The 26419-nt window shown below is 64.6% G+C and carries 20 protein-coding genes; 7 read left to right on the top strand and 13 right to left on the bottom strand.

The genetic code is table 11. From position 1 onward, the window contains the following. Nucleotides 1-4: 4 nt before the first annotated feature. The 3 genes from folK to folP are packed head-to-tail and all read right to left on the bottom strand — an operon-like array spanning nucleotide 5 to nucleotide 1724. Nucleotides 5-526, bottom strand: coding sequence for a 2-amino-4-hydroxy-6-hydroxymethyldihydropteridine diphosphokinase (gene folK, locus FJ974_RS16805; protein WP_140533608.1), 522 nt, complete (start codon nucleotides 524-526; stop codon nucleotides 5-7). Next, nucleotides 510-869 (bottom strand): dihydroneopterin aldolase, encoded by a 360-nt coding sequence (folB, locus tag FJ974_RS16800; protein ID WP_140533609.1) that lies wholly within the window; start codon nucleotides 867-869, stop codon nucleotides 510-512. The genes folK and folB overlap by 17 nt, the downstream gene beginning before the upstream one ends. A gap of 3 nt (nucleotides 870-872) precedes the next feature. Continuing rightward, a complete protein-coding gene (gene folP / locus FJ974_RS16795) occupies nucleotides 873-1724 on the bottom strand; it encodes a dihydropteroate synthase (RefSeq protein WP_140533610.1) in 852 nt (283 codons plus the stop codon). Between the two features lie 87 nt (nucleotides 1725-1811). Here folP and FJ974_RS16790 point away from each other — a divergent pair, with 87 nt between their 5' ends. Continuing rightward, the gene (locus FJ974_RS16790; protein ID WP_181177139.1) at nucleotides 1812-2429 is read left to right on the top strand and encodes a DUF922 domain-containing Zn-dependent protease; all 618 of its coding nucleotides are present in this window, start codon (nucleotides 1812-1814) and stop codon (nucleotides 2427-2429) included. Nucleotides 2430-2659: 230 nt separating this feature from the next. Beyond that, a complete protein-coding gene (locus FJ974_RS16785) occupies nucleotides 2660-4141 on the top strand; it encodes an MDR family MFS transporter (RefSeq protein WP_140533612.1) in 1482 nt (493 codons plus the stop codon). A gap of 6 nt (nucleotides 4142-4147) precedes the next feature. Here FJ974_RS16785 and FJ974_RS16780 read toward each other — a convergent pair whose 3' ends face one another. From FJ974_RS16780 to FJ974_RS16770, 3 genes are all read right to left on the bottom strand, one after another. Further along, complete coding sequence (locus FJ974_RS16780) at nucleotides 4148-5179, bottom strand: NAD(P)/FAD-dependent oxidoreductase (protein WP_140533613.1); 1032 nt, start codon at nucleotides 5177-5179, stop codon at nucleotides 4148-4150. A 92-nt stretch (nucleotides 5180-5271) separates the two neighbouring features. Continuing rightward, nucleotides 5272-5592 carry a 2Fe-2S iron-sulfur cluster-binding protein gene (locus FJ974_RS16775; RefSeq protein WP_140533614.1) on the bottom strand — a complete coding sequence of 107 codons (321 nt, stop codon included), beginning with the start codon at nucleotides 5590-5592 and terminating at the stop codon, nucleotides 5272-5274. 182 nt (nucleotides 5593-5774) lie between these two features. After that, nucleotides 5775-6143: an Hpt domain-containing protein gene (locus FJ974_RS16770; protein ID WP_140533615.1), complete on the bottom strand. Its 369-nt coding sequence runs from the start codon at nucleotides 6141-6143 to the stop codon at nucleotides 5775-5777. Between the two features lie 289 nt (nucleotides 6144-6432). On the opposite strand from FJ974_RS16770, the gene FJ974_RS16765 reads away from it, so the two are divergent. Further along, on the top strand, nucleotides 6433-12660 hold the full coding sequence (locus tag FJ974_RS16765) for a kinesin (RefSeq protein ID WP_140533616.1): 6228 nt from the start codon (nucleotides 6433-6435) through the stop codon (nucleotides 12658-12660). Between the two features lie 91 nt (nucleotides 12661-12751). On the opposite strand, the gene FJ974_RS16760 is transcribed toward FJ974_RS16765, so the two are convergent. The 4 genes from FJ974_RS16760 to FJ974_RS16745 all read right to left on the bottom strand — a co-directional run bounded on the left by FJ974_RS16760 (nucleotide 12752) and on the right by FJ974_RS16745 (nucleotide 16823). After that, nucleotides 12752-13345, bottom strand: coding sequence for an ABC-type transport auxiliary lipoprotein family protein (locus tag FJ974_RS16760; protein ID WP_181177142.1), 594 nt, complete (start codon nucleotides 13343-13345; stop codon nucleotides 12752-12754). A gap of 94 nt (nucleotides 13346-13439) precedes the next feature. Next, on the bottom strand, nucleotides 13440-14813 hold the full coding sequence (locus FJ974_RS16755; RefSeq protein WP_140533617.1) for an MCE family protein: 1374 nt from the start codon (nucleotides 14811-14813) through the stop codon (nucleotides 13440-13442). Nucleotides 14814-14827: 14 nt separating this feature from the next. Continuing rightward, entirely contained in the window at nucleotides 14828-15640 is an 813-nt protein-coding gene (locus FJ974_RS16750) for an ABC transporter ATP-binding protein (protein WP_140533618.1), read from the bottom strand. A 1-nt stretch (nucleotide 15641) separates the two neighbouring features. Then, complete coding sequence (locus FJ974_RS16745) at nucleotides 15642-16823, bottom strand: ABC transporter permease (RefSeq protein WP_140533619.1); 1182 nt, start codon at nucleotides 16821-16823, stop codon at nucleotides 15642-15644. Between the two features lie 77 nt (nucleotides 16824-16900). On the opposite strand from FJ974_RS16745, the gene dgcA reads away from it, so the two are divergent. After that, nucleotides 16901-17884, top strand: a complete 984-nt coding sequence (dgcA, locus tag FJ974_RS16740; protein ID WP_140533620.1) for an N-acetyl-D-Glu racemase DgcA — start codon at nucleotides 16901-16903, stop codon at nucleotides 17882-17884. Here the strand turns inward: dgcA and FJ974_RS16735 are convergent. Next, nucleotides 17855-19069, bottom strand: a complete 1215-nt coding sequence (locus tag FJ974_RS16735; RefSeq protein WP_140533621.1) for an MFS transporter — start codon at nucleotides 19067-19069, stop codon at nucleotides 17855-17857. The two genes, dgcA and FJ974_RS16735, sit on opposite strands and share 30 nt — an antisense overlap. 162 nt (nucleotides 19070-19231) lie before the next feature. Further along, nucleotides 19232-20029, bottom strand: a complete 798-nt coding sequence (locus FJ974_RS16730; RefSeq protein WP_181177140.1) for a UDP-2,3-diacylglucosamine diphosphatase — start codon at nucleotides 20027-20029, stop codon at nucleotides 19232-19234. A gap of 151 nt (nucleotides 20030-20180) precedes the next feature. On the opposite strand from FJ974_RS16730, the gene FJ974_RS16725 reads away from it, so the two are divergent. From FJ974_RS16725 to FJ974_RS16715, 3 genes are all read left to right on the top strand, one after another. Next, nucleotides 20181-20960 (top strand): SDR family oxidoreductase, encoded by a 780-nt coding sequence (locus FJ974_RS16725; protein WP_140533623.1) that lies wholly within the window; start codon nucleotides 20181-20183, stop codon nucleotides 20958-20960. Between the two features lie 162 nt (nucleotides 20961-21122). Next, entirely contained in the window at nucleotides 21123-23447 is a 2325-nt protein-coding gene (locus tag FJ974_RS16720) for an NADP-dependent malic enzyme (RefSeq protein ID WP_140533624.1), read from the top strand. A 65-nt stretch (nucleotides 23448-23512) separates the two neighbouring features. Further along, a complete protein-coding gene (locus FJ974_RS16715) occupies nucleotides 23513-24730 on the top strand; it encodes a DUF2865 domain-containing protein (RefSeq protein WP_413468358.1) in 1218 nt (405 codons plus the stop codon). Here the strand turns inward: FJ974_RS16715 and gltX are convergent. Further along, entirely contained in the window at nucleotides 24648-26021 is a 1374-nt protein-coding gene (gene gltX, locus FJ974_RS16710) for a glutamate--tRNA ligase (protein WP_140533625.1), read from the bottom strand. The genes FJ974_RS16715 and gltX overlap by 83 nt on opposite strands. Nucleotides 26022-26419 lie beyond the last annotated feature (398 nt).

Raw genomic sequence — 26419 nt, 5'->3', positions numbered from 1 at the left:
CAAGCTAATTGAGCTTTGACAGCCACCACTCCCGGCCCGACTGCAGCCGTTCGATCCCTGAAGTGTCGACGACGCCGAGCCGCTCCGAAACGGTTCTGCCTGCGACCACGAGGTCGGGCGCGATCTCGGCCAGCGGCGCCAGCACGAAGGCGCGTTCCAGCATGCGCGGATGCGGCACTTCGAGCCCGGTCTCGTGGATGACCCGGTCGCCGAACGCCAGGATGTCGATGTCGATCAGCCGCGGTCCCCAGCGCTCCTCGCGCACCCGCTTCAACCGCCTTTCGACGTCGAGGCAAAGGTCGAGCAGTCCGCGTGGCGAGAGCGCCGTCTCGATCGCCGCCGCGGCGTTGAGAAAGTCCGGCTGGTCGAGCTTGCCCCAAGGCGGGGTGCGGTAGAGCGAGGACACCGCCGTGACGCGCGACCGCTCATCGCCGTCCAGCATGCGCAGCGCCGCGGCCATGGATTTCGCCGGATCGCCGAGATTGCCGCCGAGGCTGAGATAGACGGCGCTATTCTGGCCAGACAACGGTCACCTCGACATGATCGAGCACGCCCGGCACCGGGGCGTTCGGCTTGCGCACCGTGATCGCGGCCTTCCTGATCTGCGGAAACCGCGCCGCCAGCGCCTTCGCCACTTCCAGCGCCAGCGCCTCGATCAGGAAACGGCGATGGCCGGTGACGATCTTCTCGATCACCGAAAAAGCGATGCCGTAGTTGACCGTATCCTCGATGGAATCTTCCTCCAGCGGCCGGCTGGGCTCGACCGTGAGCTCGGCATCGACATAGAAACGCTGGCCGAGCGTCTCCTCTTCGTCCAGCACGCCATGCCGGGCAAAGAAGGCGCAGTTCTTCATGCGGATGACATACATTGGTCAGCGTCCGGGCGGGTCGGTTTCTCGCGCCAGCATAGCATCGGCCACCGCCAGCGCATCCACGTTGATTGCGACATCGTGGACGCGAAACAGATCGGCACCCTTCAGCCGCAGAATAACGCTGGTGGCCGCGGTGCCGACTGCTCGCTCGGCAGGCTCGCGCCCGGTGACGCCGCCGATGAACCGCTTTCGCGACGTCCCCGCCATCAGCGGGAAACCGAGCGCCCGAAGCTCGGCAAACCGCGCCATCAGGTCGAGGTTTTCCTCGGTGGTTTCCTTGGCGAAGCCGAACCCGGCGTCGAGCACGATCTGTCCGTCGGCAACGCCGCCGGCGCGTGCGATCTCCAGCGATTTGCGCAGGAAGAGAAACTGGTCGTCGATCACGTCGGGCAGTTTCTGCCGTTCGCGCCCGGTATGCATGATGACGAGCCCGGCGCCGGTCTCGGCGGCGACGCGGGCGATGCCCGGCTCGCGCTGCAGTCCCCAGACATCATTGACGATATGCGCGCCGGCGGCGATGGCATGCCGGGCCGTCTCCTCACGATAGGTGTCGATCGAGATCAGCGCCTCGCCGGAGCGGGCGAGCGCCTCGATGACCGGCAGGACACGTCCCTGCTCTTCCGCCGCGGTCACCGGGGAAAAACCCGGCCGCGTCGATTCTCCGCCGATGTCGATGACCGCCGCCCCTTCCTCGACCATGCGGCGCACCTGTGCTATCGCCGCGTCTGGCGCGATGAACAACCCGCCATCGGAGAAGCTGTCGGGCGTGACATTGAGAATGCCGACGACCACGGCCCTGGCCCCGAGGTCGAGATGGCGTCCATGCGCCAGTTGCCATCGCCTTGTCGTCATTGTGCATCAACCATGTGTGATCCGCCGGGATTCAATTCCGTTGCGCCGGCAACGGCCGTAAAGCAAGGTGCGCGAAGAGGCAATCTGATGAACCGACCCCTGCTCTGTGCCCTGATGCTCATGCTGACCGCCATGCCGGCCGGTGCGGCTAACCTGGTCAAGACCTACAGCTATTTCAGCATCGGCGGTCGCACGCTGGACGATATCGAAAAACAGCTGTCGAAAAACGGGCCGGAGGTGAAGAGCACCGGCTCGCGGCATCCCGGCGCCACGCAGATGGCGTTCACCACCCGTATCAGCTATGCGCAGACAGCGACGTCCTGCCGGATCGCCGACGCCTCGGTTACCCTGAAGGTCAAGGTGATCCTTCCCGAATGGCGGCGGCCGCGCAAATCCGACGCGAATGTCAGGCTGTTCTGGGACACGCTGTCGGCCGACATCAAACGCCACGAGGAGCGCCATGTCGAGATCGCCAAGAACCATGCGCGCATGCTCGAGGATGCGCTGAAGGCGAGCTATCCGCAAAAGACCTGCGAAGCGGCCAAGGCAAAGGCCGCCGAGATCAGCGCGGCAGAACTCGCCGGCCACGACCAGGACCAGGTACGGTTCGATCGCGTCGAGGCAGCCAATTTCGAAAGCCGGATCCTCCGGCTCATGCACTACAGAATGCAACGCGTCGAAAACGGCCAGTTGCCGCCGCCTTGACACGAAAGCACGACCCGCACGCAGCCAAGGCCAATCTCGCCGAAGCATGGTGCCAGAGCCGAAAAAACTTTCGAGCAGCGGTCGAAATCGGCCTATACCGCACGACATAGGGCGGGTTCGCAAAGACGCGAGCCTTGGAAACACGAGATACACCCCATAGTGGCGGCAAACGCCTTGACCGGCCCGGCCGGGTTTCTGCCGTTTGCACATCAGCCTTGGAAGAACGACGTATGGATCAGACCGTCGACGCCCGCACGATGGAAACCACCTCCTCGCCGCTGACCGAGAGCGAGAAAAACGCCATCATCGGCGGCGTGCTGCTGTCGATGCTGCTGGCGGCGCTTGACCAGACCATCGTCGCCCCTGCCATGCCGACTATGGGGCGGCTGCTTGGCCATGCCGAATATCTGCCGTGGATCGTGACCGGCTATCTTCTGACCGCCACCGCGATGGCGCCGCTCTACGGCAAGATCTCCGACGTCTACGGACGCCGGCCGACCGTCTACGCGGCGATCCTGATTTTTCTTGCTGGCTCGCTGGTCAGCGCGCTTGCCCCCAACATGCTGGTGCTCATCGTCGGACGCGCGATCCAGGGTGCGGGCGGCGGCGGCTTGTTTGCGCTGGCGCAGACGGTGATCGGCGACCTGGTGCCGCCGCGCGAGCGGGCGCGTTACGCCGCGTGGATTGCCGGCACCTGGGCGGTTGCCAGCATCGCCGGTCCGCTGCTCGGAGGCACCTTCGCCGAACACCTGCACTGGTCGCTGATCTTCTGGATCAACATGCCCCTCGGCCTTCTGGCAATGGCGATCATCAACAAGCCTCTGAAGAAGCTGCCGATCACAGCAAAACATCATCGCATCGACGGTCTCGGAGCGCTTCTATTGATCGTGGCAACCGCGCTGCTGCTGCTGGCGCTGAATTGGGGCGGCAGCGCCTACCCATGGCTGTCGCGCGAAATCCTGGGATTGCTTGGCTGTTCTGCGGTTGTCTGGGCCGCCTTCGCGCTGCGGCTCATGCGTGCCGCTGAGCCGCTGATCTCGCTCGAAGTGCTCGGTAACCCCATCGTTCTGGCAGGCACGAGTTCATTGTTCCTGCTGCAGGCCTCCAACATCGGCCTTGCCGTCTACCTGCCGGTCTATCTGCAATCGATCATCGGGCTTTCGGCAAGTGAATCGGGCATCGCCCTGCTCGGCTTCATGCTCGGGACCGTCGCCGGCGCGACCTTCAGCGGACGCACAATACCGCGCTTCGTCCATTACAAGCGGATCGCGATGGTGGGCGTGATCTTCGCAGTGCTGTGCCTCGGCGTGCTCGGCATGGTGGCGGCGCATGCCTCGCTGCTGACGGTGGAGATACTGACGACCTTGATCGGTCTGGGCAGCGGAACGACGTTTCCCGTCGCCACCGTATCGGTTCAGAACGCCGTCGACAGGGCACATCTCGGCGTCGCCACCGGCGTGTTGACCTTCCTTCGCTCATTGGGCAGCGCACTGGGGGTCGCGATCCTCGGCGCAGTTGCGTTGGGTTACGGCCTGCCGCTGGCCGGCGAAGGCGCGCGTTCGGCCGGCGTCATCGCGTCGGGCGAAGCTTTCGTCATGATTTTTCTGGTCGCGGCAACGATCCTGTTTCTGGCGTTGATAATGCTTGCGCTGATGCCGGAAAAGCCGCTCCGCGGCCAGGCCGAGCACGACGCGCCTATTCTGTCGGAGTAGCGACCGTTAATCGTGAACGCCAAGCTTCTTCTGCAGGCTGGTCGACGAGGTCGTGTACTGGAAAACGATGCGCTCGCCGGGACTGACGATGCGCTTGGCCGCCTGCGCCATCAGGGCGACCTCATGGAAACCCGACAGGATCAGCTTCAGTTTGCCGGGGTACCAGTTGATGTCGCCGATCGCGAATATGCCGGGAAACGACGTCTGGAATTTCTCGGTGTCCACCGGGATCAGGTTCTCATGCAGATTGAGGCCCCATTCGGCGATCGGCCCGAGCTTCATGGTCAGGCCAAAAAAGGGCAGCATCCGGGTGCACGGCACCTCGATGTCGCCGTCCGGACCGCCCTTGATGGTCGCCGACGAGAGCTGGCCGTCGGCGCCGGTCAGAGCGCTCACCTGACCGACCCGGAAATCCAGCTGCTTCATCTCCTGCATGGCATACATCTTGTTGACGCTGTCGGGCGCCGCGCGGAATTCCGGGCGCCGGTGGACGAGCGTCACGCTTTTTGCAATCGGCTGCAGATTGAGCGTCCAGTCGAGCGCGGAGTCGCCGCCGCCGACGATGACGAGATCGTGGCCGCGGAAATCCTCCATGCGGCGGACGGAGTAGAAGACACTTTTGCCTTCATAGCCCTCGATGCCGGGGATGGGCGGGCGCTTGGGCTGGAACGAGCCGCCGCCGGCGGCGATCACCACCACCTTGGCCTCGAACACCTCGTTCTCGTCGGTGGTGACTCGGAAGCCGCCGTGTTCGAGTTTTTCAAGGCTTGAGACCATGCGGTTGAAGGTGAATTCCGGTTTGAACGGATGGATCTGCTCGATGAGCTTGTCGACCAGGCCTTGCGCGGAGATCATGGGCCAGCCGGGAATGTCGTAGATCGGCTTTTCCGGATAGAGTTCCGCGCACTGGCCGCCGGGACGGTCGAGAATGTCGATCAGATGGCATTTCATGTCGAGCAGGCCGAGCTCGAACACGGCGAACAGGCCAACCGGCCCTGCCCCGACAATGAGAACGTCCGTCTTGGTTGTATCGGTCATCGATGCGCCCTGTTGCAAAAGTGGTGCGACACTGCATGACGATTGGCCGGCTGCCAAGCAGCCAGGGACAAAATTGGAGGAAGGGCGCTGGCTCAGCCCTGGCGGGCGGGAACGCGCACGACCAGGCCGTCGAGCGCGTCGCGCACCTTGATCTGGCAGGAAAGACGCGAGTTCGGCTGGACCTCGTAGGCGAAGTCCAGCATGTCCTCCTCCATCGCCTCCGGCTCGCCGACTTCCGCCGTCCACGCCTCATCGACATAGACATGGCAGGTCGCGCAGGCGCAGGCGCCGCCGCATTCGGCCTCGATGCCGGGGACCGCGTTGCGGATCGCGTTTTCCATGACGGTCGAGCCGTTCTCGGCATCCACGTTGAATCGAGTGCCGTCATGGGCAATGAAGGTCAGCTTGGTCATTTGTCACCTGAAGGAGTCGCAGCCGAGATAATCACTCCGCCGGACAAGTCAACTGCGGCGCGAAAACGCCACCGCATGACGCTTTTTTGGAAGAGGGCGGTTTGCCGGCGCCGGCGCATGTCCCAAAAAAGCGCAGCTGTTTGGCAAGACGACATGCATGGCCTGAGCCCGCTTTCAGCGCCTTAGCGGCTGATGGCGGCGATGAAGTCGCGCACTTCTTCGATCAGTATGCCAAGCCTCTGCAGCAGGCGCGCATCGTCAGGCTGCTTCTCTATGGTGGCGGCGCATTCGGCGACTGCAAAGGCGCCGACCCCGCGCGCCGAGCCTTTCAGGCTATGTGCGAGAAGCACCCGTTCCCTGGCGTCGGCGTCGAGGACCTTGTCGCGGACCGACAGCGCCTGCTGCACGAACAGCGCCAGCACTTCCCGTTCGAGCTCGCGGTCACCCATCGTCTGGCGCGCCAGATGGGCTAGATCCACAGGGCGGGCTCCTGCCGTCCCCGAGACGTCGCCACCGGGCATGGAAAACGCTATACCGCTCTCACCACGCATACGCTCTGCAACTCCATCGGGCAGGCAGGCCGCCCCGAAAATTAGGCGATTCCCGTCGCCAACGGGTTAACGACTGGCGGGGAAAAATGTTGTCACAGAGGCACCCAAATCACGCTTCCGTTAACCTTATATTTAAAGTTTTACGTATCCGCCGGAATGCATGTTTTCTTTACCCCTGTGTGTCATTACGATACGAAGGTCCATTTTTCAGCCTCCTGCGTGGGATCGACAAGCCAAAATCAGGCCAAAATCATAAGTCCCCCGGCAGCTAGTACAGGGTAGCGAAGGCATGGCTAAGACACCGACGACCAAATCTCTCGAGAGCGACGTAGCCGCGGAACTGGAAAAAGCGCTGGATCTCGATCTCAGCGGCGACGGCGGGCTCGATATGGCGGCGTCGATGGAGGATCTCGAAGCCCAGATATCGCAGGCGGCGGACGAGCTGGCGCGTGAAGGTCGCAGCCAGAGGACCGAACCGGCAGCCCAGGCCCAGGCTCCGGCAGCCGCGCCCAAGACAAAGCCGGCCGAATTGCGCCCGGTCGAATCGCGCAATGGCGCGCAGCCGGCGGGCTTCACGCCTGCCCCGGGCTTCACGCCGGCAAATGGCTTCACCCCAGCCAATGACGACCGCCAGAAGGACTACCGGACGCTGCTGCACGGCCTCAACAAGCGTGCCTCGAGCACGGTCTACTGGGTCGTGGCCTTCATCTCGCTGGCCTGGATCGCCGGCGCCGGCGGTCTGGCCAACCTTTTGTTCGGCCCCGGCATCTGGAAGATCCGCACCTTCGACCAGTTCTTCGCCCGCCCCGAGCTGATCGGCCTGGCGGTCGCGACGATACTGCCCGTGATCCTGTTCTGGGCTTTCGCTGCCATGATCCGGCGCGCGCAGGAAATGCGCATTGCCGCGCAATCGATGACCGAAGTCGCCTTCCGCCTGGCCGAGCCGGAAAACCTCGCCCAGGACCGCGTCATGATGATCGGCCAGGCCGTTCGCCGCGAGGTCGCGGCGATGGGCGAAGGCATCGAGCGCACCCTGGCCCGTGCCGTCGAGCTCGAAACGCTGGTCCACAGCGAGGTCAACCAGATCGAGCGCTCCTATTCCGAAAATGAGGCCCGCATCCGCAATCTGGTCGATGGCCTGGGCAGCGAACGCGAAGCGGTCGTCACCCATGCCGAGCGCGTGCGCGCCTCGATCGCCGGCGCCCACGAGACGTTGCGCGACGAAATCGGCGCCGCCAGCGACATCATCCGCGACTCCATCCTCAATGCCTCGACCAAGCTGTCGATGACGATCAACAATTCGGGCGACACGCTGATCGATCGCATCAACGAAAGCTCGATGTCGATCTTCGATTCGGTGGAGGGCCGTCTCGATACCATCACCGACAAGCTGTCGACTTCCGGCGAGGCCTTCGCCAGCCTTCTCGACACCCGCATCGCCAAGCTGACCGACACCACGGACGGGCTGACGCGCTCGCTGACCGACCTGCTCGACGACCGCACCCATGGCATGGTCTCGCTGCTCGGCGGCGCCGCGCGCACGCTGAGTTCGGAATTCGAAAACAGCCTCAACGGCATCGAGCGGACACTAGCCGAACGCGGCCAGGCGCTGATCAGCGAATTCCAGACCCGTGCGGAGGCGCTCGATACCGGCACCCAGAAGCTCAATGCCGCGCTCGAAGCCCGCGCCCGCCAGATCAACGAGACGCTGGTCGAGCGTGCCCGCGAGATCGCCCACACCTTCGCCGAGAGCAAGGACCAGCTGTCGTCGATGATCGATCAGGGCAAAACCCAGATCGGCGCCGACATGGCCGACATCATCTCGTCGACCTCGTCCATGCTCGAGGCCCGCGCCACCGACTTCGCCGGGCGCATGGAGGCTGCCCGCCACGTGGTATCGCGCTCCTTCGACGCCGACATCCAGCGGCTTGCCGATGCCCGCGTCGGCATCGAGGAAGCGGTCGAGAATCACAGCCGCAAGCTTTCGGAAAGCCGCGACCGCATGGCCGCCGCCATGGAGGCGGATCTGGCGAAATTCGCCGAGGGCCGCGCCGGCATCGATGCCGCGGTGACCAACCAGGTGCAGAAGCTGGCCGAGGGCCGTAACCTGATCTCGCGCGCGCTGGACGAGGATCTGCGCAAGGTCAATGAGTCGCGCGCCGCCATCGACGCCTCGCTCGGCGCCCATCTCGAACAGCTCGAGGAAGGCCGCAACCGCCTCGCCCAGGCATTGAACGAAGACTCCGGAAAACTCGTGCAAGCCCGTACATTGATTGACGAAATGGTCGCGGGTCATGTCGGAAAGCTGGCCGAGGGCCGCAATATCCTGGCGCGCGCTCTCGAAGCCGATCTCAGCAAGCTGGCCGACAGCCGCGCCAGCGTCGACGGCCTCGTCGCCGGCCAGGTCGAGAAGATCGCCGAGGGCCGCGCCGTGCTCGCCAAGGCGCTCGAGACCGACATCATCGGCATCAGGAACCTGATCGAGACCCATTCCTCGAAGCTGGCCGAAGACAGGGGCGAACTCAGCCGCGCGCTGGAGGACGACCTCACCGGCATTCGCAATCTGATCGAAGGTCACGCCGGCAAGCTCGCCGACGACCGCAGCCTGCTGTCGCAGACGCTGGAAGCCGACCTCGCCAAGCTGGCCGAAAGCCGCGCCAGCATCGACGGCCTGGTTGCCGGCCAGGTCGAGAAGCTCGCCGAAGGCCGCGATATCTTGAAGCGCGCGCTCGAAGCCGATCTCAACACGATCAAGGGCGCCATCGCCGGACATTCCGACAAGCTGCTGGAGGACCGCGGCCAGTTGTCCAGGGCTCTGGAAGCCGACCTGCAGACGGTCAGCGGCGCCATCGCCGACCATCAGAACAGGCTTGTCCAGGACCGCTCGGTGCTAGCCAAGTCGCTCGAGGAGGATCTCGCCAAGCTTGCCGAAAGCCGCTCCAGCATCGATGGGCTGGTCGCCGGGCAGGTCGAGAAGCTGGCCGAAGGCCGCGATATCCTGAAGCGCGCGCTGGAAGCGGATCTCAACACGATCCAGGGCGCCGTCATCGATCATTCGCAGAAGATCACCGATCACCGCGCCGAACTTTCGCGGGCCCTTGAAGCCGACATGGGCAATGTCAGCGGCCTCATGCAGGGCCATACCGACAGGCTCTCGCAGGACCGCGCCGCGCTGTCCAGGGCACTCGAAGACGATCTCGCCAAGCTTGCCGAGAGCCGTTCCAGCATCGATGGGCTGGTCGCCGGCCAGGTCGAAAAGCTGGCCGAGGGCCGCGACATCCTCAAGCGCGCCCTTGAAGCCGATCTCGCCAGGCTGGCCGAGAGCCGTTCCAGCATCGACGGGCTCGTCACCGGCCAAGTCGAGAAACTCGCCGAGGGCCGCGATCTCCTCACGCGTGCGCTCGAAGCCGATCTTGCCAAGCTGGCCGAAAGCCGCGCCGGCATCGACGGACTGGTCGCCGGACAGGTCGAGAAACTGGCCGAGGGCCGCGACATCCTCAGGCGCGCACTCGAAACCGACCTGCAGAAGCTCTCCGAGAGCCGCTCCGAGATCGACGACGTCATCGCCGGCCATGTCGGCAAGTTGTCCGAAGGCCGCGACATGCTGGCCCGGGCGCTCGAGGACGACCTCGCCAAGCTCGTCGATGCGCGCAAGGACGTCGACCGTTCGGTGTCGGGTCATATCGACCAGATCGCCGCCAGGAGCAACGACATCTCGGCCGCCATTGCCGCCGATGTCGAGAAGATCGAGCAGGCCTTCAGCCGGCAGACCGGCATCATCGAGGAACGCGCCGGGACCATGGAGCGGGCGCTGTCGACCGGCGTCGACAATGTCCGCGGCGTGCTCGAAAAGACCGCTGTCTTCGTTGCCGGTGCCTTGCGCGACAAGGTCATGGAAGTCACCAGCACCCTGCATGAGCAGGCCGGCCTCGCCTTCAGCGACGCCGATCGCAAGATCGCCGAGCGTGCCGAACAGACTTCGGCTGCGCTGCTTGCCAGGGCCGAGGATATCGCCCACGCCTTCGAGGAGGCGGATCGCCGCCTGCACGAGCGTGCCCAGGATACATCCAACATGCTCATGGGCCGCGCCGACGATGCCTCCAACACGCTGATGGCCCGCGCCGAGGCAACAGCCGACAAGCTGGCCGCCCGCGCCAGCGAGATCGCCGGCACCTTCGATGCCGCCGACCAGAAGCTGGTCGCCCGCGCGGTCGAGACGGCGCAGTCTCTTGCCGCTCGCGCCGGCGATATCCTGCGCAATTTCGAGGGCGCCGATGAGCGGCTTGCCATGCGCATCAGCGAATCGGCTGAGGCGCTTGCGGCCCGCGCCTCCGATCTCGGCCGCGTCTTCGATGCCGCCGACCAGCACCTGATCTCGCGCATCGCCGAGGGTTCGGAAGCGCTGTCGTCAAGGGCGTCCGAGATTGCCCGCATCTTCGACGATGCCGATCAGCGGCTCGTCTCGCGCATTGCCGACAGCACCTCGACGATCGGCGGACATGCCGACACCATCGTCGGCGCCTTCGCCAGCACCGAGCAGCGCGTCGCCGATCGCGCCCGCCAGACCGGCCAGGAACTCGCCGTCCACGCCCGTGAGATCGAGCAGGCGCTGGCCGGCGCCGACGATCGGCTGGCGTCGAGCGCAGCGGCGGCTGCCGCGCGTGTCGAGGAGCAGGTTGCGAGCGTCGAGAACCGCCTCGCCTACACCGCCGAGACGATGGGCCAGAAGCTCAGCGAGCAGGTCTCCAGCGCCGAGGCGCAGCTCATTTCACGCGCCAACGTCATTGCCGAAACTTTCACCGCGGTCGGCCAGCATATCGGCCAGAGCACCAATGAGGCGGCCAGGACCATTGCCTCCAACACCCGCGAACTCAACACCATGCTTGCGGCACGTTCCGCCGAAATGTCGAAGATCCTCGACGAGACGGCAAAGCCCCTGGTCGAGCGCTTCGCCCAGGGCGGCTCGGAACTGCAAAAGAGCATGGAAGCGGTCACCGAACGGGCGACCGAGAAGCTGCGCAGCGAAAACGCCGCCCTCGTCAACGCGCTCGCCAGCCGCACCGCCGAGACGCTTTCGGCTGTCGAAGGCGCGCGCGAGACGCTTGCCGACAGTGTCGCCGACCTCATCGGCCGCATGACGACGTCCAGCGCGCAGCTGGGCCAGCTGATCGATCAGGCGGCCGTCAACCTCGGTCAGGTCGAGGAGCGCCTTAACGGCAGCACGCAGAGCTTCGCCACGACCACGGAAAGGGCCGCCCAGACCTTCGCCAGCTCGGCGCGCCTGGTCGATTCCAACACGACGCGGCTCACCGACCTGTCGTCGGCAACCTTGCGCGAGGTCGCCTCGATCGCGACCAAGTTCGACGAGCACAGCCGTCTGCTCTCCAGCGCTTCGGATCTCTTGAGTTCCGCGCAGAGCAATCTCGAACACACGCTGGAGCGGCAGTCTTCGCTGGAAGATCTCGCGGTCGGCCTGGTCAAGAAATCGGAAGATCTCGAGAAGGTGATGCGATCGTTCGAGAACCTGGTCGGGCAGACGATGCAGAACGCCGAAGGCCGGACGATGGAATCGGCGGAGAAGATCCGCACCGCCATCGCCGATGTGGTCGATTCGGCAACGCGCCGCTTCGCCGACGCGACGGAAGAGATGCGGCGCACCGCCGGTTCGATCAAGAGCGAGCTCGATCTCACACGCGCCGAGCTGAAGAAGGGCGTCATCGAGATGCCGGAGGAGGCCAAGGAATCGACCTCGGCCATCCGCCGCGCCGTCGCCGAGCAGATCAACGCGCTCAAGGAACTGTCGGATATCGTCGCCAAATCCGGCCGCAGCGGCAGCAGCGACGCCGGCGAGCCGCGCGGCCTGCGTCCTGCGCCGCAAGCGCCGGCCCGTGCCGCCGAGCCGCTGCGTCGTCCGCCGGCGCCGCAGCCGCAACCACAACAGCCGGAATTCCGTGCTCCGCCGCAGGCCCCGCCGCTGGCGGAGACCACGCTGCGCGGCACGCTCGACCTCGAGCGCCCCGCCGAGACGGCGCCGCGCCGCGACCCCAACGGCAAGTCGCCGCAGGGCGGCTGGGTGCGCGATCTGCTGACCAACGCATCGCGCGAGGAGGAGCTGAGGCCGGCCGCACCCGCGGAAGCGCCGCGCGCAGCACCCGCCCAGCGCTCGCCGCTGCATGTCATGGAATCGCTCAATTCGCTGTCCGTCGACATCGCGCGGGCGATCGATCATGACGCCTCGATCGAGCTGTGGAACCGCTACCGCCGCGGCGAACGCGACGTGTTCACGCGCCGTCTATACACGCTGAAAGGCCAGCAGACCTTCGACGAGATCCGCCGCAAGTACCAGGCTGAAGCCGAGTTCCGCGCCGCCGTCGACCGCTATTGCGACGATTTCGAGAAGCTGCTCAAGGACGTGTCGCGCAACGACCGCGACAACATCATGGCGCAGACCTATCTGACCTCTGATACCGGCAAGGTCTACACCATGCTGGCCCACGCCAGCGGCCGCCTGCACTGAGCCGGCGAGCGCATTGCTCAAACAAAAACAAAAGGCGGACCTCGGTCCGCCTTTTTCATGTCCTCGATGCCTGATTGGCGCCTGGCGCGCTTCAGATCACCGAATCCGTCCAGCGAACAATATCCTTGGCCGCCTTGCCAAATGCTGCGTCCAGCGCACCGACATAGGCGGCGTTGCCGCCGCCCGAGACCGGCGCGCTCGCGCTGAAGCCCTTCGAGGCACGCACCTCGCCGTTGCGGTCGTTGAGGATGCGCACGAACAGGTCGACATCGGCATGATCGCCGCCGTTGACGCGGACGTCGAAAGTCCGCACCTCGACGATGATCTGGTAGTCGATCGCCAGCCCCTCGCCCGGCTTGCCGACGCCGGCAAAGCTGCCGGAATGCTGGAAGGTCTCGGCCAGCCTTGCCTGCACGATGAGCGGTAGCCGGTCCGCCCATTGCGCTCCCTTGAGATACTGGATCGAGCTGTCGGATGGCCTGATGACGATGTTCTGGCTGTCCAGCGCCTTAAGCGCCGAAGGCTGGGCGATCAGGATCTGGCGGCGGCTGTGGCCGCGCATGTCGATCGAGGGAGCGGAAAGCTCGAATGTGTCGAGCGGCGCCGGCTTGGCGCCTAATGCCGCGCAGCCGGCAAGCGTGAGCGCAAGCAGCGCCGCAGCCGATGTCGATCCGCCCACCCTCATCTTGCCCGACTTCACGCCCGATCCCCGTTGTCCCCGGATCTTACGATCAACCCACACTTGCAGTTCACGTTCTTGGCGTTCGCGGCGGCCGAAGTCAACGCCGCGCCCTGCCGTCGAACTGCCGGACCTCGCCCTCGCCGCCCGACAGGATGCGCTGCGGATTGCGGCTGAGATCGGTGACCGCTTCCTCGATGCGGTTGATCGAGCGCCGGCTGTCCTGCACCAGCGCCTCCACATTCTGCAGCCCCGAGCCCGAGAAGCGCGAAAGATTGTCGACGATGGTGCCGAGACGGGCGTTCAGCGTGTCGGCAACCTGCTTGAAGGATTTCAGCGTCGACCTGGCATCGGCCATCACGCCGTTGGCCTCGCCGGATCCGAGCAGCTGATCGACCTTGGCCAGGATACCGTCGACACGCACGGAGGCATCGTTGAGGCGCTGGGCGAGCTGACGGGCGTCCTTGATGGTTTCGTTGATGTCGTCGGCGCGGTTGGCGATCTTGTCGGTGACCTTGGCGATGTCGGCGGCGGCCTTGTCGGCATTGTCGCTGGCCTTCTGGATATTAGAGAGCGCCGCACGCACGTCGGCCGGATCGATGCTGTCAAGCACGCCGTTGGCCTTGGCCAGCGTGCCTTGCGTCTGCTTGGCGAATTCGTTGATCGAGACGACCGCCGTGTTGACGTTGTCGATGACGGTGTCGAACTGCTTGGAGGTTTCCTTCAAATTGGCGGTGACGGTATCGACATTGGCGACAATGCTCTTGATCTGGTCCTTGTCGACGGCATTAAGCAGGCCTTCGGCCGCCTTCAGCGTGCTGTCGAGCCTGCCCGACACGTTTTTCAACTGGTCCGAAAGCGAGCTGACCGCGGACAGGAACTTGTCGATGCCGTCCGAATTCTTGGCCAGCGCGTCCGAGAAGGTCTCGACATTCTTGACGGTCTGCGTCAGCGGCCCGCGAACGTCCTTGGTGAAGCCTTCGAGTTCCGAAAGCACTTTGTCGGCCCGCTCGAAGATGTCTTGCGCCGTCTGCAAAAGGTTGGTCACGGCCGAGGGATTGGCGACGATCACGGCGACCTTGCCTTCGTTTTCGGCTTCGTCGAGCAGCCTTGCCTCCTTGGCGCCGGCTCCTTTGAGTTCGAGATTGGCCTGGCCGCTGAGCCCGGAAATGCCGATATCCGCCCGCGTCGATTTGGTGAGCGGCGTATTCCTTCCGACTTCGGTGGTGGCAATGGCGGCTGACGGATCGTTGGGGTCGATATCGACACGTTTGACCACACCGACCCTGACGCCGTTGAACAGCACCAGACTGCCGGGGCCGAGGCCGGAGGCCGAACCCGGAATACGCACGAGCAGCGTCGCCGTCACACCCCTGTTGCCGATATTGGCGGTCCAATAGACGAAGGCGAAGGCCGCGAGGATCGCGACCAGCGTGAAGATGCCGACAATTACATAGTTGGCTCTTGTTTCCATTGCCCCACTTATGGCTATGCGCGCGCCGCAAGATCAAGCTGCCGGGCGCGTTTTCCGCGGAAATAGGATTTCACCCACGGCTCCTCGCTCTTCAGCATGTCGTCGATCGTGCCTTCGACCAGCACCTTCTTCTTGCCGAGCACCGCCACGTGGTCGCAGGCGGTAAACAGCGTGTCGAGGTCGTGCGTGACCATGTAGACGGTCAGATCCATGGTGTCGCGCAGCTTGACGACCAGCTCGTCGAACTCGGCCGCGCTGATCGGATCGAGGCCCGATGTCGGCTCGTCGAGAAAGACGATGTCCGGGTCGAGCGCCAGCGCGCGCGCCAGGGCCGCGCGCTTGATCATGCCGCCGGAAAGCTCGGAGGGAAATTTTTGCGCTGCATCGGGCGGCAGCCCGACCAGCTCGACCTTCAGCAGCGCCAACTCGTCCATCAGCTTCTTCGGCAGATCGAGATATTCGCGCATCGGCACCTGCACATTTTCCTGCACCGTCAGCGCCGAAAACAGCGCGCCATGCTGGAAAAGAACGCCAAGCCGCATGTCGATGCGCAGGCGCTCGATGTCGCTCGCCTTCTCCACGTCGACGCCGAACAGCGTGATCGTCCCCGACTGCTTCGGCATCAGGCCGAGGATGGTTCGCAACAGGACGGACTTACCGGCGCCCGAGGCGCCGACAAAGCCAAGGATCTCGCCGCGCCTGATGTCGAGCGAGAGCTTCTCGAGGATCAGCCTGTCGTCGATGGCAACGGTGACGTCTCGCACCGAAAGCACGATCTCGTTCTCGCCCGCATCCTCCGCCGCCGTGGCTCCATTGCCGTTCGCCATCTCAGAACTCGATCGATGCGTAGAACATGGCGAAAAGCCCGTCGAGGATGATGACGACGAAGATCGACTTCACCACCGAGGCGGTCACGTGCAGGCCGAGCGATTCGGCGCTGCCGCCGACCTTCATGCCTTCGACGGAGGCGATGGTGCCGATGATCATGGCCATGAACGGCGCCTTGATCAGCCCGGCGAAAATGGTGCTGAGATCGATGGCGACGCGCAGCCGGTCGATGAAGGCGGTGGGCTCGATGCCGGAATAGAGCCAGGCCGCGATAATGCCGCCGCCGAGCGCGGCGAAATTGGCGATGATGGTCAGGCATGGCAGCGCGATCACCAGCGCGACCAGCCTGGGAAAGACCAGCACGCCGATCGGGTTCAGCCCGATCACCTTCAGCGCATCGACCTCCTCGCGCATTTTCATCGAGCCGATTTCGGCGGTAATGGCGCTGCCGGAGCGGCCGGCGATCATGATCGCCGTCATCAGCACGCCGAGCTCGCGCAGGATCAGCACGCCGACGAGGTCGACGACGAAGATATCGGCGCCGAAATAGCTCAGCTGATAGGCGCCCTGCTGGGCAACGATGGCGCCGACGATGGCCGACATCAGCACCACGACCGGAATGGCGCCGACGCCCATGCGGTCGATCTGGTTGAAGATTGCCGCCGGATTGACGGCATGGCCGCGGCCGAGCTTCATCTGCGCGCCGCGAATGGTGGCGCCGAGAATGTTCATCGAGGCGAGGAAATCGTCGCGCATCTCGTAGACACGCCGGCCGAGCGCCTCCAGCGCGCGCAGGATGATGTTGGGCGGTCCGGAAGGTCCCGATTCGGGCTCGCGGCGAACCGCGTCGCCGACGGCGCCGAGCAGGATCGAGGCGATCTCGCTCTGCCCCTGGACATGGACTTCGACACCCTTCTTCTCGAACGCGCAGGCCAGCCGATCGATCAGCCAGGCGCCGGCCGTGTCCAACTTCTCGATTTGCGAAAGGTCGAGCATCAGCGTCTTGGCGTCGCCGCGCTTCTCTATCTTGCGCATCTCGGCATCGACCGATGCGACGGTCCGTGTTGTCCAGACGCCGGAAAAAGCGCAGCCGAGCACCCCGCCTTCCTCGCCGACGGCGATGCGCGGCTGGTGGTTGTCGCTGGCGGCGGCGCTTGCGCCGCGTTTGCGGATGGTCAACATGGCGTCCTGTTTAGCGTGACCGGACCGGCGTGTCGATTTGCCGGCAGACTGGTGTTGCACAGCCGGAGAAGAAAATTATGGCGCGTGTCATTTCGGTCGAGGCCGAGCGGTTTCCGATTGCCGGCACCTTCACCATCTCGCGCGGATCGAAAACCGAAGCCGAGGTCATTACCTGCACGATCGGCGAAAACGGCCATGTCGGGCGTGGCGAATGCGTTCCCTACAAGCGTTATGGCGAGACCATGGAGGGCGTGCGCGCCGCGATCGAGGCGATGCGAAAGCAGATCGTGGACGGCATCGGCCGAACCGCGCTGCTGGATGTCATGCCGGCCGGCGCAGCCCGCAATGCCATCGACTGCGCGCTTTGGGACCTCGAGGCCAAGCTGAGCGGCAAGCCGGTGGCGAATGCCATTGGCGCGGCTCCGCTGCACGCCCTGGAAACCGCCTACACGCTGTCGCTCGCCGAGCCGGAAGCCATGGCGGCGCAAGCGCGCGCCAACGCCACCCGGCCGCTGCTCAAAGTCAAGATCGGCGGCGTCAACGATATCGCGCGCATCCGCGCGGTCACCGAAACCGCGCCCGAGAGCCGCATCATCCTCGATGCCAATGAGGGGTGGACGGACGACAATGTCGTCGAGAATCTCGCTTTTGCCGCACAGCATCGCATCGCGCTGGTCGAACAGCCGCTTCCCGCCGGTCGCGACGGCATCTTGCGCCAGATCGCGCATCCGGTGCCGATCTGCGCCGATGAAAGCGTGCATGAGGCAAAGGACCTCGATTCGCTGGTCGGCCTCTATGACGCCGTCAATATCAAGCTCGACAAGTCGGGCGGCCTGACCGAAGCGCTCAAGCTTCGCGCCCGCGCCCGCGAACTGGGCTTCGGTGTGATGGTGGGCTGCATGGTCGGCACCTCGCTCGCCATGGCACCGGCTGTGCTGCTGGCTCAAGGAGCCGATTTCGTCGACCTCGACGGGCCGCTGCTTTTGGCGCGCGACCACGAGCCTGGCCTTGTCTACCGCGGATCGCTGGTCTCACCCCCTGACAGTGCGCTGTGGGGCTGAGCGCGCGGCAAGCCCGATCAGTGCAAGACCAATGATCGCGATCGGGATCATAGCCAGGAAACCGTCGACGCCGAAGCGATCATAGAGCGGGCCGGAAGCGAGCGTCACCGCGGCCATGAAGAAGCCGTTGAAGAAGTAGGCGATGCCTTGCGCCGCGCCCGTACGCTCTTCGGAAACCGTCTCGCCGATCATCTTTTGCAGGCCGATCAGCACCATGGCCACCGACACCGAATGCAGTGTCTGGACGCCGAAAAAACCTGCCACGCCAAGGCCGAGCGGCCAGATCAGCGGAAAAGCGATCCAGCGCACGATCGAGCCGATGCTGGCGATCACCATCACCCTGACCACCGACACGGAAGCGAAAATGCGGTTGAAAAACAAAAACATGCAGACCTCGGACACCACGCCCCAGGCCCATAGTAGGCCGACGACGGAATCGCTGATGCCGACCGATTTCCAGTAGATCGACACAAAGCCGTAGAGGAAGGCGTGGCTGGCGGTGATGATGCCGACGCCGAGGGTGAAATAGACGAAATAGGCATTGAGCAGGCCCGGCGCCGAATGTTGGATCTCGGTCGCCGAAAGCGGTGAGGCGCGGCGCGGCCGTCCCATGCGCGGCGCCAGCAGTCCCGCGACGAGCGCCGCGGCAAGGGCCACGAAGATGATCGCCGGAACGGCCCGAGGGCCGGTGGCCGCCAGGATGAAGCCGCCAGCCACATTGGCGCAGAGATAGGAGATCGACCCCCATTTGCGCATGGCGGTGTAGTTGGAACCGAAGCGGCGCACGCCCGACAGCGCCAGCGAATCGGCGATCGGCGAATGCGGTGTCCAGACGATCGTCAGCAGCAGCGATACCGCAAGCACGATCGCATAGGTCGCCGGCAGGAAATAGCCTGCCGAAATGACCATCGATGCCGCGACCAGCGCGACATAGACATTGGCGCGATCCTTTGCCCGGTCGGCAAAGGCCGTGAGCAGCGGCGTCGTCACCACGCGCAAAAACATCGGCGCCGCCAGGATGACGGCGATCTGCTCGGCATGAAAACCTTTCGCCTGCAACCAGAGCGGAAAGTAAGGCAGATGAGTGCCTTGCGAGACGAACAAGGTCGCGAAGATCAGGCCCATGCGCAGTTCAAAATGGCGAGGTTTGACCAATTGTTCAGGCGAAAGCGGCGGCAGCGACATGAATCGATCCAATTGCGCTGCACTCTCCGGGTTGCAACGCGTCTCGATCCCTAACATGAGGCCAGGCGCGGTGAAACTGCCTGGACCAATCGATCGGGCTAAAGCTGTTGAAAGACAAAGCATCCCAGCCCTCGAGGCGCTCGACGCCTCGGGGATGTGCGCTCAGGCGGCCTGCGCCGCCCTGCCCTTGAGGCCGATGATATCGACCGGCACCAGCACCTCGTTGCCGGCCGGAGCGTCGGGCAGGACATGTGCCCAGGTCAGGATCTCCATGCGGCCGTCGAAATGCTCGACCACCGCGGTGCAGCTTTCCACCCAGTCGCCAGTATTGATGTACTGCACGTCGCCATAGTTTTCGATCGCGGCGTGGTGGATATGGCCGCAGATCACGCCGTCGACATGCGAGCGCCGCGCTTCCTCGCTGAGCACCGTCTGGAACGAACCGATGAAGTTTACAGCCTTCTTGACCTTGACCTTGGCCCAGGACGAAAACGACCAGTAAGGCAGACCGAGCCACTGCCGCAGTTTCGTCACGACGCGGTTGACAATCATCGCGGCGTCATAGGCATGGTCGCCGAGATAGGCGAGCCAGCGCTGGTTGTGCACCACGGTGTCGAACTGGTCGCCATGGATGACCAGCAGGCGCCTGCCGTCGGCAGTCTCGTGGGTGGCGCGGTCGGCAACGACGATGCCGCCGAAATGCACGCCCTGGAACTGGCGGGCGAATTCGTCGTGATTGCCGGCGATATAGGTGATCGAGGCGCCCTTGCGCGCCTTGCGCAGCAGTTTTTGCACGACGTCGTTGTGGCTCTGCGGCCAGTGCCAGCTGCGCCGCAGGCGCCAGCCGTCGACGATGTCGCCGACCAGATAAATGATATCGGCATCGTGGTAACGCAGGAAATCGATCAGGAAGTCGGCCTTGGCCGCCTTCGACCCGAGATGCACGTCAGAAATGAACATAGCACGGAAAGTGCGGGGCTCTGGGCCTGACATCGCGATTTCACCTTTGCTTTCGCGTGCCTATGCCTCGATTCATGCAACAACCGTATGACGGTTGCGGTTGGTCCAGCCCAAGCGCTAGCTTGCCGCCTTCGAAAAAGGAGAAATCACCATGGATCTCGGCATTCGCGGAAAGAAGGCCATCGTCTGCGCTTCCAGCAAGGGACTTGGACGCGGCTGCGCCATGGCGCTGGCCGAAGCCGGATGCGACATCGTCGTCAACGGGCGCAATGCCGAACTGGTGGCGAAGACCGCCACTGAACTTCGCCAGCGCTACGGCGTGACGGTGACGGAGGTGGCCGGCGACGTGTCGAAGCCCGAGGTCCAGAAGGCGATGCTCGCCGCCTGCCCGCATCCCGACATCCTGGTCAACAACAATGGCGGCCCGCCCTTTCGCGATTTCCGCGAGCTCGATCGGGCAAAAATCCTCGAAGGCGTGACACAAAACATGGTGACGCCGATCGAATTGATCCAGGCGGTGATCGACGGCATGGCGAAGCGCGGCTTCGGCCGCATCGTCAACATCACCTCGCTGTCGGTCTATGTGCCCATCCCCGGGCTCGACCTATCGTCCGGCGCCCGCGCCGGCCTGACCTCGTTCCTCGCCGGCGTGGCGCGTACCGTGATCGACCGCAATGTGACCATCAACAGCCTGTTGCCCGGCAAGCTCGACACCGACCGGCTGCGCGGCCCGCACGAAGCCGGCACGCCGGAAGATCCGGCCGCGGCTGCCGCGCGCAAGGCCCGCATCAGCGCCGACGTGCCGGCAAAGCGGCTGGGCACGCCGGAGGAATTCGGCCAGATCTGCGCCTTCCTCTGTTCGGTCCATGCCGGCTATCTCACCGGCCAGAACATCCCGGTCGATGGCGGCCTTTATGTCAGCGCCTTCTGACGGGCTAGTGCTAATCCATTGCAGATTCCCCGTCCAACAGGCTGATATAGTTCGATTATTCGCGCTTCGCCGATGTCAGCGTCCCTGGCGTGATTTGGCGTCGCGAAAACGCGCCGCCGCATGCTAAAAGGGCCGAAAGCCTGGAACCGAGGGAGGGCCGGCATGGACGGCGAGAGCAAGAACACGGCCCGGTCGGACCTCGACGAGGCCGCGCTCTATTTCCATAAGCACCCGACCCCGGGAAAGCTCGAAATCCAGGCGACCAAGCCGCTCGGCAACCAACGCGACCTGGCGCTTGCCTATTCGCCCGGCGTCGCCGCTCCTTGCCTCGAAATCCGCGACAACCCGGCCACCGCCGCCGACTATACGGCGCGCGCCAATCTGGTCGGCGTCGTCTCCAACGGCTCAGCGGTGCTCGGCCTCGGCAATATCGGTCCGCTCGCTTCCAAGCCGGTGATGGAAGGTAAGGCGGTGCTGTTCAAGAAGTTCGCCGGCATCGACGTCTTCGACATCGAGATCGACGCGCCGGAGATCGAGCGTATGGTCGAGACGGTCGCGGCGCTGGAACCGACCTTCGGCGGCATCAACCTCGAGGACATCAAGGCGCCGGAGTGCTTCGAGGTCGAGGAGCGGCTGAAGGCCCGGATGGGCATCCCGGTGTTCCATGACGACCAGCATGGCACCGCGATCATCGTTGCCGCGGCGGTGCTCAACGGGCTGGAATTCGCCGGCAAGACGATCTCCGACATCAAGATCGTCACCTCCGGCGCCGGCGCGGCGGCACTTGCCTGCCTCAACCTTCTCGTCTCGCTCGGCGCGAAGGTTGAAAACATCTGGGTCACTGACCGTTTCGGCGTCGCCTACAAGGGCCGCGTCGAGGAGATGGACCGCTGGAAAGACCCCTATGTGAAGGACACCGGGGCGCGCACGCTGGCCGATGTCATCTCCGGCGCCGATGTCTTCCTCGGCCTGTCCGCCGCCGGCGTGCTGAAGCCCGAGCTTTTGCAGCACATGGCGCCGAAGCCGCTGATCCTGGCGCTCGCCAACCCGACGCCGGAGATCATGCCGGAGGCGGCAAGGGCGGCCCGGCCCGACGCCATGATCTGCACCGGGCGCTCCGATTTTCCCAATCAAGTCAACAACGTGTTGTGCTTTCCTTACATCTTCCGCGGCGCGCTCGACTGCGGCGCCAGCGCCATCAACGAAGAGATGAAGATGGCCGCGGTGCGGGCGATCGCCGCCCTTGCCCGCGAAGAACCTTCGGACGTCGCCGCACGGGCCTATTCCGGCGAGACGCCGATCTTCGGCCCCGATTTCCTGATCCCCTCGCCCTTCGATCCGCGCCTTATCCTGCGCATCGCGCCGGCGGTGGCGAAGGCCGCCTGCGACACCGGCGTCGCGACGCGGCCGATCGCCGACTTTGCCGCCTATATCGACAAGCTGAACCGCTTCGTCTTCCGCTCAGGCCTGGTGATGAAGCCGGTGTTTTCGTCGGCCAAGACCTCGAGCGCCAAGCGCGTCATCTATGCCGACGGCGAGGACGAACGCGTGCTGCGCGCCGCGCAGGTGGTGCTGGAAGAAGGCATCGCCGAGCCGATCCTGATCGGCCGTCCGCATGTCGTCGAGGTCAGGCTGAAGCGCTATGGGCTGCGCATCAAGCCGGGCGTCGACTTCGGCCTGATCAACCCTGAGGACGATCCGCGCTATCGCCACTATGTCGACCTCCTGATCGAGCTCGCCGGCCGGCGCGGCGTCACCACCGAAGCCGCGCGCACCATGGTGCGCACCGACAACACGGTGATCGCGGCATTGGCGCTGAAGCGCGGCGATGCCGACGCCATGGTCTGCGGCCTCGAAGGCAGGTTCGAGCGGCATCTGCGCAATGTGAGTCTCATCATTGGTCCTCGCGCCGGCATCAAGGACCGCGACCTGTCTACGCTGTCGATGCTGATCTCGCAGCGTGGCATCATCTTTCTCACCGACACCCATGTCTCCGTCGATCCGACGGCGGAGGAAATCGCCGAGATGACGGTGCTGGCAGCGGAGGAAATCCAGCGCTTCGGCATCGAGCCTAAGGCGGCGCTGCTGTCGCATTCGGATTTCGGCTCGCGCGATTCGCCCAGCGCGATGAAGATGCGCCAGGCGGCGGCGATCCTGGCGCGCATCGCGCCGGAGCTGCAATGCGACGGCGAGATGCACGCCGATTCGGCGCTGTCGGAGCATCTTCGGCAGCGCGTCTACCCGCATTCGCGGCTGAAGGGCGAAGCCAATCTGCTGGTGTTCCCGAATCTCGATTCGGCCAACATCACGCTGACGGCGCTGCGCGCCATGATGGATGCGCTGCATGTCGGTCCGATTCTGCTCGGCACCGACAAGCCGGCGCACATCCTGACACCTTCGGTAACCTCGCGTGGCGTCGTCAACATGACGGCGCTCGCCGTGGTCGAGGCGGCGCACAAGGCGCAGGCGATCGCCCACTTGGACTAAGCTAGGGAACAGTTAACTACGAACACGGTAGCCTTCCGGCCACAGGCAATCGGGGTTTCGGGCGACTGAAAGGCGCGGGGCTGAAGCTGACCCACCTTGTGGCGCTGCTTGCGGCGCTCGCGAGCTCAGCCGTTGCCGTGACCGACACGCAGGCAGCCTCGCGCATGTGCCGCCAGCTCGAAGCGGAACTCGCCGCCGCTCGTGGCGGAGGCGGCGGCCCAGGCCTGGTCCGCAAATATGACGACGCGATCGCGCGGCAGCGTGAGCAGTTGACGAAGGCCCGCGGCCGGGCGAGCGATGCAGGTTGCGGCTTTACGCTGTTCTCGCGCAATGTCGGCCAATGCGCGGCGATCAACGCCTCGATCCAGCGTATGACCACCAATCTCGACTCTCTTCAGGCAAAGCGCGAGCGGCTTGCCAACGGGGGTTCGCGGCGCGACCGCAGCCGCATCCTGGCGGCGCTCGACGCCAATGGCTGCCGCGACGACGGGCCGGCGCCCAGGCGCGCGCCGGACGACGAGATCGCCCGCAATAATGGCGGCGGCAATCTGTTCGAGCAGCTGTTCGGCGGCAATCGCCAGCTCGATGAGCTCGAGACCCCCAATGTCCCCGACGTTGCGCCAGACGACCCCAGCGAGCGCAACATCCGCCGCGTCATCAACCAGCCGGACGGCATGGATCTGCCGAGGCTGGGCGGCGAATTCCGTACCGTCTGCGTGCGCACCTGCGACGGCTATTTCTTCCCGATGTCGAACGCCGCCTCCGTCGGCGATTTCGAACGCGACCAGAAGAATTGCGAATCGAGCTGTCCAGGCACCGAGATGCAGGTCTTCTATTCGCGTGGAATGGACGACGACTCGGGTTCGATGACCTCGTCGGTTACCGGCCGCCCCTATAGCGAGCTGCCGACGGCCTATCTCTACAAGAACGCCAGCGTGCCGCGGCCGCCAGCCTGTGGCTGCAACGCGCAGGCCGAGAATTTCTCGATCATCGGCGGCAATCCGCCCAATCCGCAACAGTCGCAGCCGGACAGCGAGGCAACACCCCTTATTCCGGTGCCGGCTGACAAACCCGATCTGGGCGCCGATCCCGAAACGATTGCCAACATGAAAGGCGGGCTCGACCGCGGGGCAATCAAGCGCCTGACCACCAAGGCGCCGGTATCACCGGTATCGGCGCTGCCGCCGGAGCAGCGCAAGGTCAGGGTCGTCGGGCCAGCGTTTCTTCCCGACCCAGCAGCGGCAATAGATCTGCAAGCTCCGGCCCAGAAGCCCGCCCGGTAAGCGCCAGCCGCAACGGCATGAACAGCGGCTTGCCCTTGCGCCCCGTCGCTTCCTTGATCTTGCCCGTCCAGTCCTTCCAGACGGTGCCGTTCCACGGCTCCTCAGGCAACAGATCGAAGGCCTGGTTGAGGAAATCGCGATCCTCGTTCGAAATATCGGCCGGCTCCTGCGGTCCATCGCTCAGGATACGCCACCAGGCGACCGCGTCGGCCAGCCGGTCGAGATTGCCGCGCACCGCCAGCCAGAACGGCTCGGCCTTGTCGCCGGAAATGCCGAGCACCATCAGCCGGTCGCGCGCTTCCTCGAACGGCATATGGTGCAGCAGCTGGCGGTTCAGCACGAAGAGTTCGTCGGGGTCGAACTTGGCGGACGATTTTGAAGTCGCAGCGGGGTCGAAATGGCCGGCGAGCTCGTTGAGGTCGTGCGTGGCCGTGACATTCTCCGACGTGCCGACCAGCACCGCCAGCGAAGCGACCGCCATCGGCTCGATGCCGTCCTCGCGCAGGCTTTCGATCGACAGCGCGCCGGTGCGTTTCGATAGCCCCTCGCCCGAGACGGTGGTCAAGAGATTGTGGTGGCCGAAGACCGGCGGCTCGGCGCCGAGCGCCTGGAACAGGGCGATCTGCACGCCGCTGTTGGTGACATGGTCGTCGCCGCGGATGACATGGGTGACACCCATCTCGATGTCGTCGACCACCGAAGGCAGCGTGTAGAGATAGGTGCCGTCCTCGCGCACCAGCACCGGATCCGACAGCGAGGCGAGGTCGACGGTCTCCTCGCCGCGCACCAGGTCGTTCCAGTGCACCTCGGTGCGTTCCGGCTGCAGCGGATCACTGGTGAAGTTCGGCAGCAGGAAGCGCCAATGCGGGCGGCGCCCGTCCGACCGGTATTCGGCCACCTGCTCCGGCGTCAATGTCAGCGCCTCGCGGCCATAGACCGGCGGCAGGCCGCGCGTGCGGCGCACCTTGCGGCGCAAGTCGAGCTCTTCGGGCGTTTCGTAGCAGGCGTAAAGCACCCGCGCCGCTTTCAGCCGCTCCACCGCAGCGTCATAGATGTCGACGCGCCGCGACTGGTATTCGGTGGCATCGGGGAAGATGCCCAGCCAGTGCAGATCGTAAAGGATGGAATCGGCGAATTCCTGCTTCGAGCGGGCAATGTCGGTGTCGTCGAAGCGCTGGATGAAGCGCCCCTTGTTGTTCATGGCGAACAGCCAGTTGAACAGCGCGGTACGCGCGTTGCCGATATGGATTCGGCCGGTCGGCGATGGAGCAAAACGAACGGTAACTGTCATGAGCGGGGCGTAGCGGATGCTTTTAGGGTTGACAAGGCGCGCCCCCGCGCGAAGGCAACAGATAGTGCAAGCCAGCTAAAATGAAAAGGTGGGGCGACGGCGTCGTTCCGAATGGCTTGCCGCCGCTGTCGATGCCGGCAAATCCGGGCTTTCCAGGGTGGCTCTCTGTCCCCGTTATCCACATATGTGACACACAACATATTGGGGTCACAAATCCTACAAAAACGAATCCTTGACGACGCAAACCGAGTCGCCTTTTATAGGCCATGCGCTCCTGTTGCGAGCGTGACCGGAGAGTTCTGAGGCCGGTCTTTTTTCCCGGATTTTGTGCGTTTTGCCCGAATTTCCGCCTGTTCACGAGGCCGGCGGAAGCGTTGGGATCGTTGGGGCTTGGGTGG

It is taken from the genome of Mesorhizobium sp. B1-1-8 (assembly GCF_006442795.2).
In the GTDB taxonomy this organism is placed as follows: domain Bacteria; phylum Pseudomonadota; class Alphaproteobacteria; order Rhizobiales; family Rhizobiaceae; genus Mesorhizobium.
Note: the sequence above shows the minus strand (reverse complement) of the source record. Positions and strands in the feature narration are given on the sequence as shown.

Coding starts and splice junctions, on each gene's coding strand:
- FJ974_RS16755 (WP_140533617.1), bottom strand. CDS start 14,813: ATGGAAACAAGAGCCAACTATGTAATTGTCGGCATCTTCACGCTGGTC.
- FJ974_RS16775 (WP_140533614.1), bottom strand. CDS start 5,592: ATGACCAAGCTGACCTTCATTGCCCATGACGGCACTCGATTCAACGTG.
- FJ974_RS16760 (WP_181177142.1), bottom strand. CDS start 13,345: ATGAGGGTGGGCGGATCGACATCGGCTGCGGCGCTGCTTGCGCTCACG.
- FJ974_RS16725 (WP_140533623.1), top strand. CDS start 20,181: ATGGATCTCGGCATTCGCGGAAAGAAGGCCATCGTCTGCGCTTCCAGC.
- FJ974_RS16770 (WP_140533615.1), bottom strand. CDS start 6,143: ATGCGTGGTGAGAGCGGTATAGCGTTTTCCATGCCCGGTGGCGACGTC.
- dgcA (WP_140533620.1), top strand. CDS start 16,901: ATGGCGCGTGTCATTTCGGTCGAGGCCGAGCGGTTTCCGATTGCCGGC.
- folP (WP_140533610.1), bottom strand. CDS start 1,724: ATGACGACAAGGCGATGGCAACTGGCGCATGGACGCCATCTCGACCTC.
- FJ974_RS16765 (WP_140533616.1), top strand. CDS start 6,433: ATGGCTAAGACACCGACGACCAAATCTCTCGAGAGCGACGTAGCCGCG.
- FJ974_RS16780 (WP_140533613.1), bottom strand. CDS start 5,179: ATGACCGATACAACCAAGACGGACGTTCTCATTGTCGGGGCAGGGCCG.
- FJ974_RS16750 (WP_140533618.1), bottom strand. CDS start 15,640: ATGGCGAACGGCAATGGAGCCACGGCGGCGGAGGATGCGGGCGAGAAC.
- FJ974_RS16720 (WP_140533624.1), top strand. CDS start 21,123: ATGGACGGCGAGAGCAAGAACACGGCCCGGTCGGACCTCGACGAGGCC.
- FJ974_RS16745 (WP_140533619.1), bottom strand. CDS start 16,823: ATGTTGACCATCCGCAAACGCGGCGCAAGCGCCGCCGCCAGCGACAAC.
- folB (WP_140533609.1), bottom strand. CDS start 869: ATGTATGTCATCCGCATGAAGAACTGCGCCTTCTTTGCCCGGCATGGC.
- FJ974_RS16785 (WP_140533612.1), top strand. CDS start 2,660: ATGGATCAGACCGTCGACGCCCGCACGATGGAAACCACCTCCTCGCCG.
- FJ974_RS16790 (WP_181177139.1), top strand. CDS start 1,812: ATGAACCGACCCCTGCTCTGTGCCCTGATGCTCATGCTGACCGCCATG.
- FJ974_RS16735 (WP_140533621.1), bottom strand. CDS start 19,069: ATGTCGCTGCCGCCGCTTTCGCCTGAACAATTGGTCAAACCTCGCCAT.
- gltX (WP_140533625.1), bottom strand. CDS start 26,021: ATGACAGTTACCGTTCGTTTTGCTCCATCGCCGACCGGCCGAATCCAT.
- FJ974_RS16730 (WP_181177140.1), bottom strand. CDS start 20,029: ATGTTCATTTCTGACGTGCATCTCGGGTCGAAGGCGGCCAAGGCCGAC.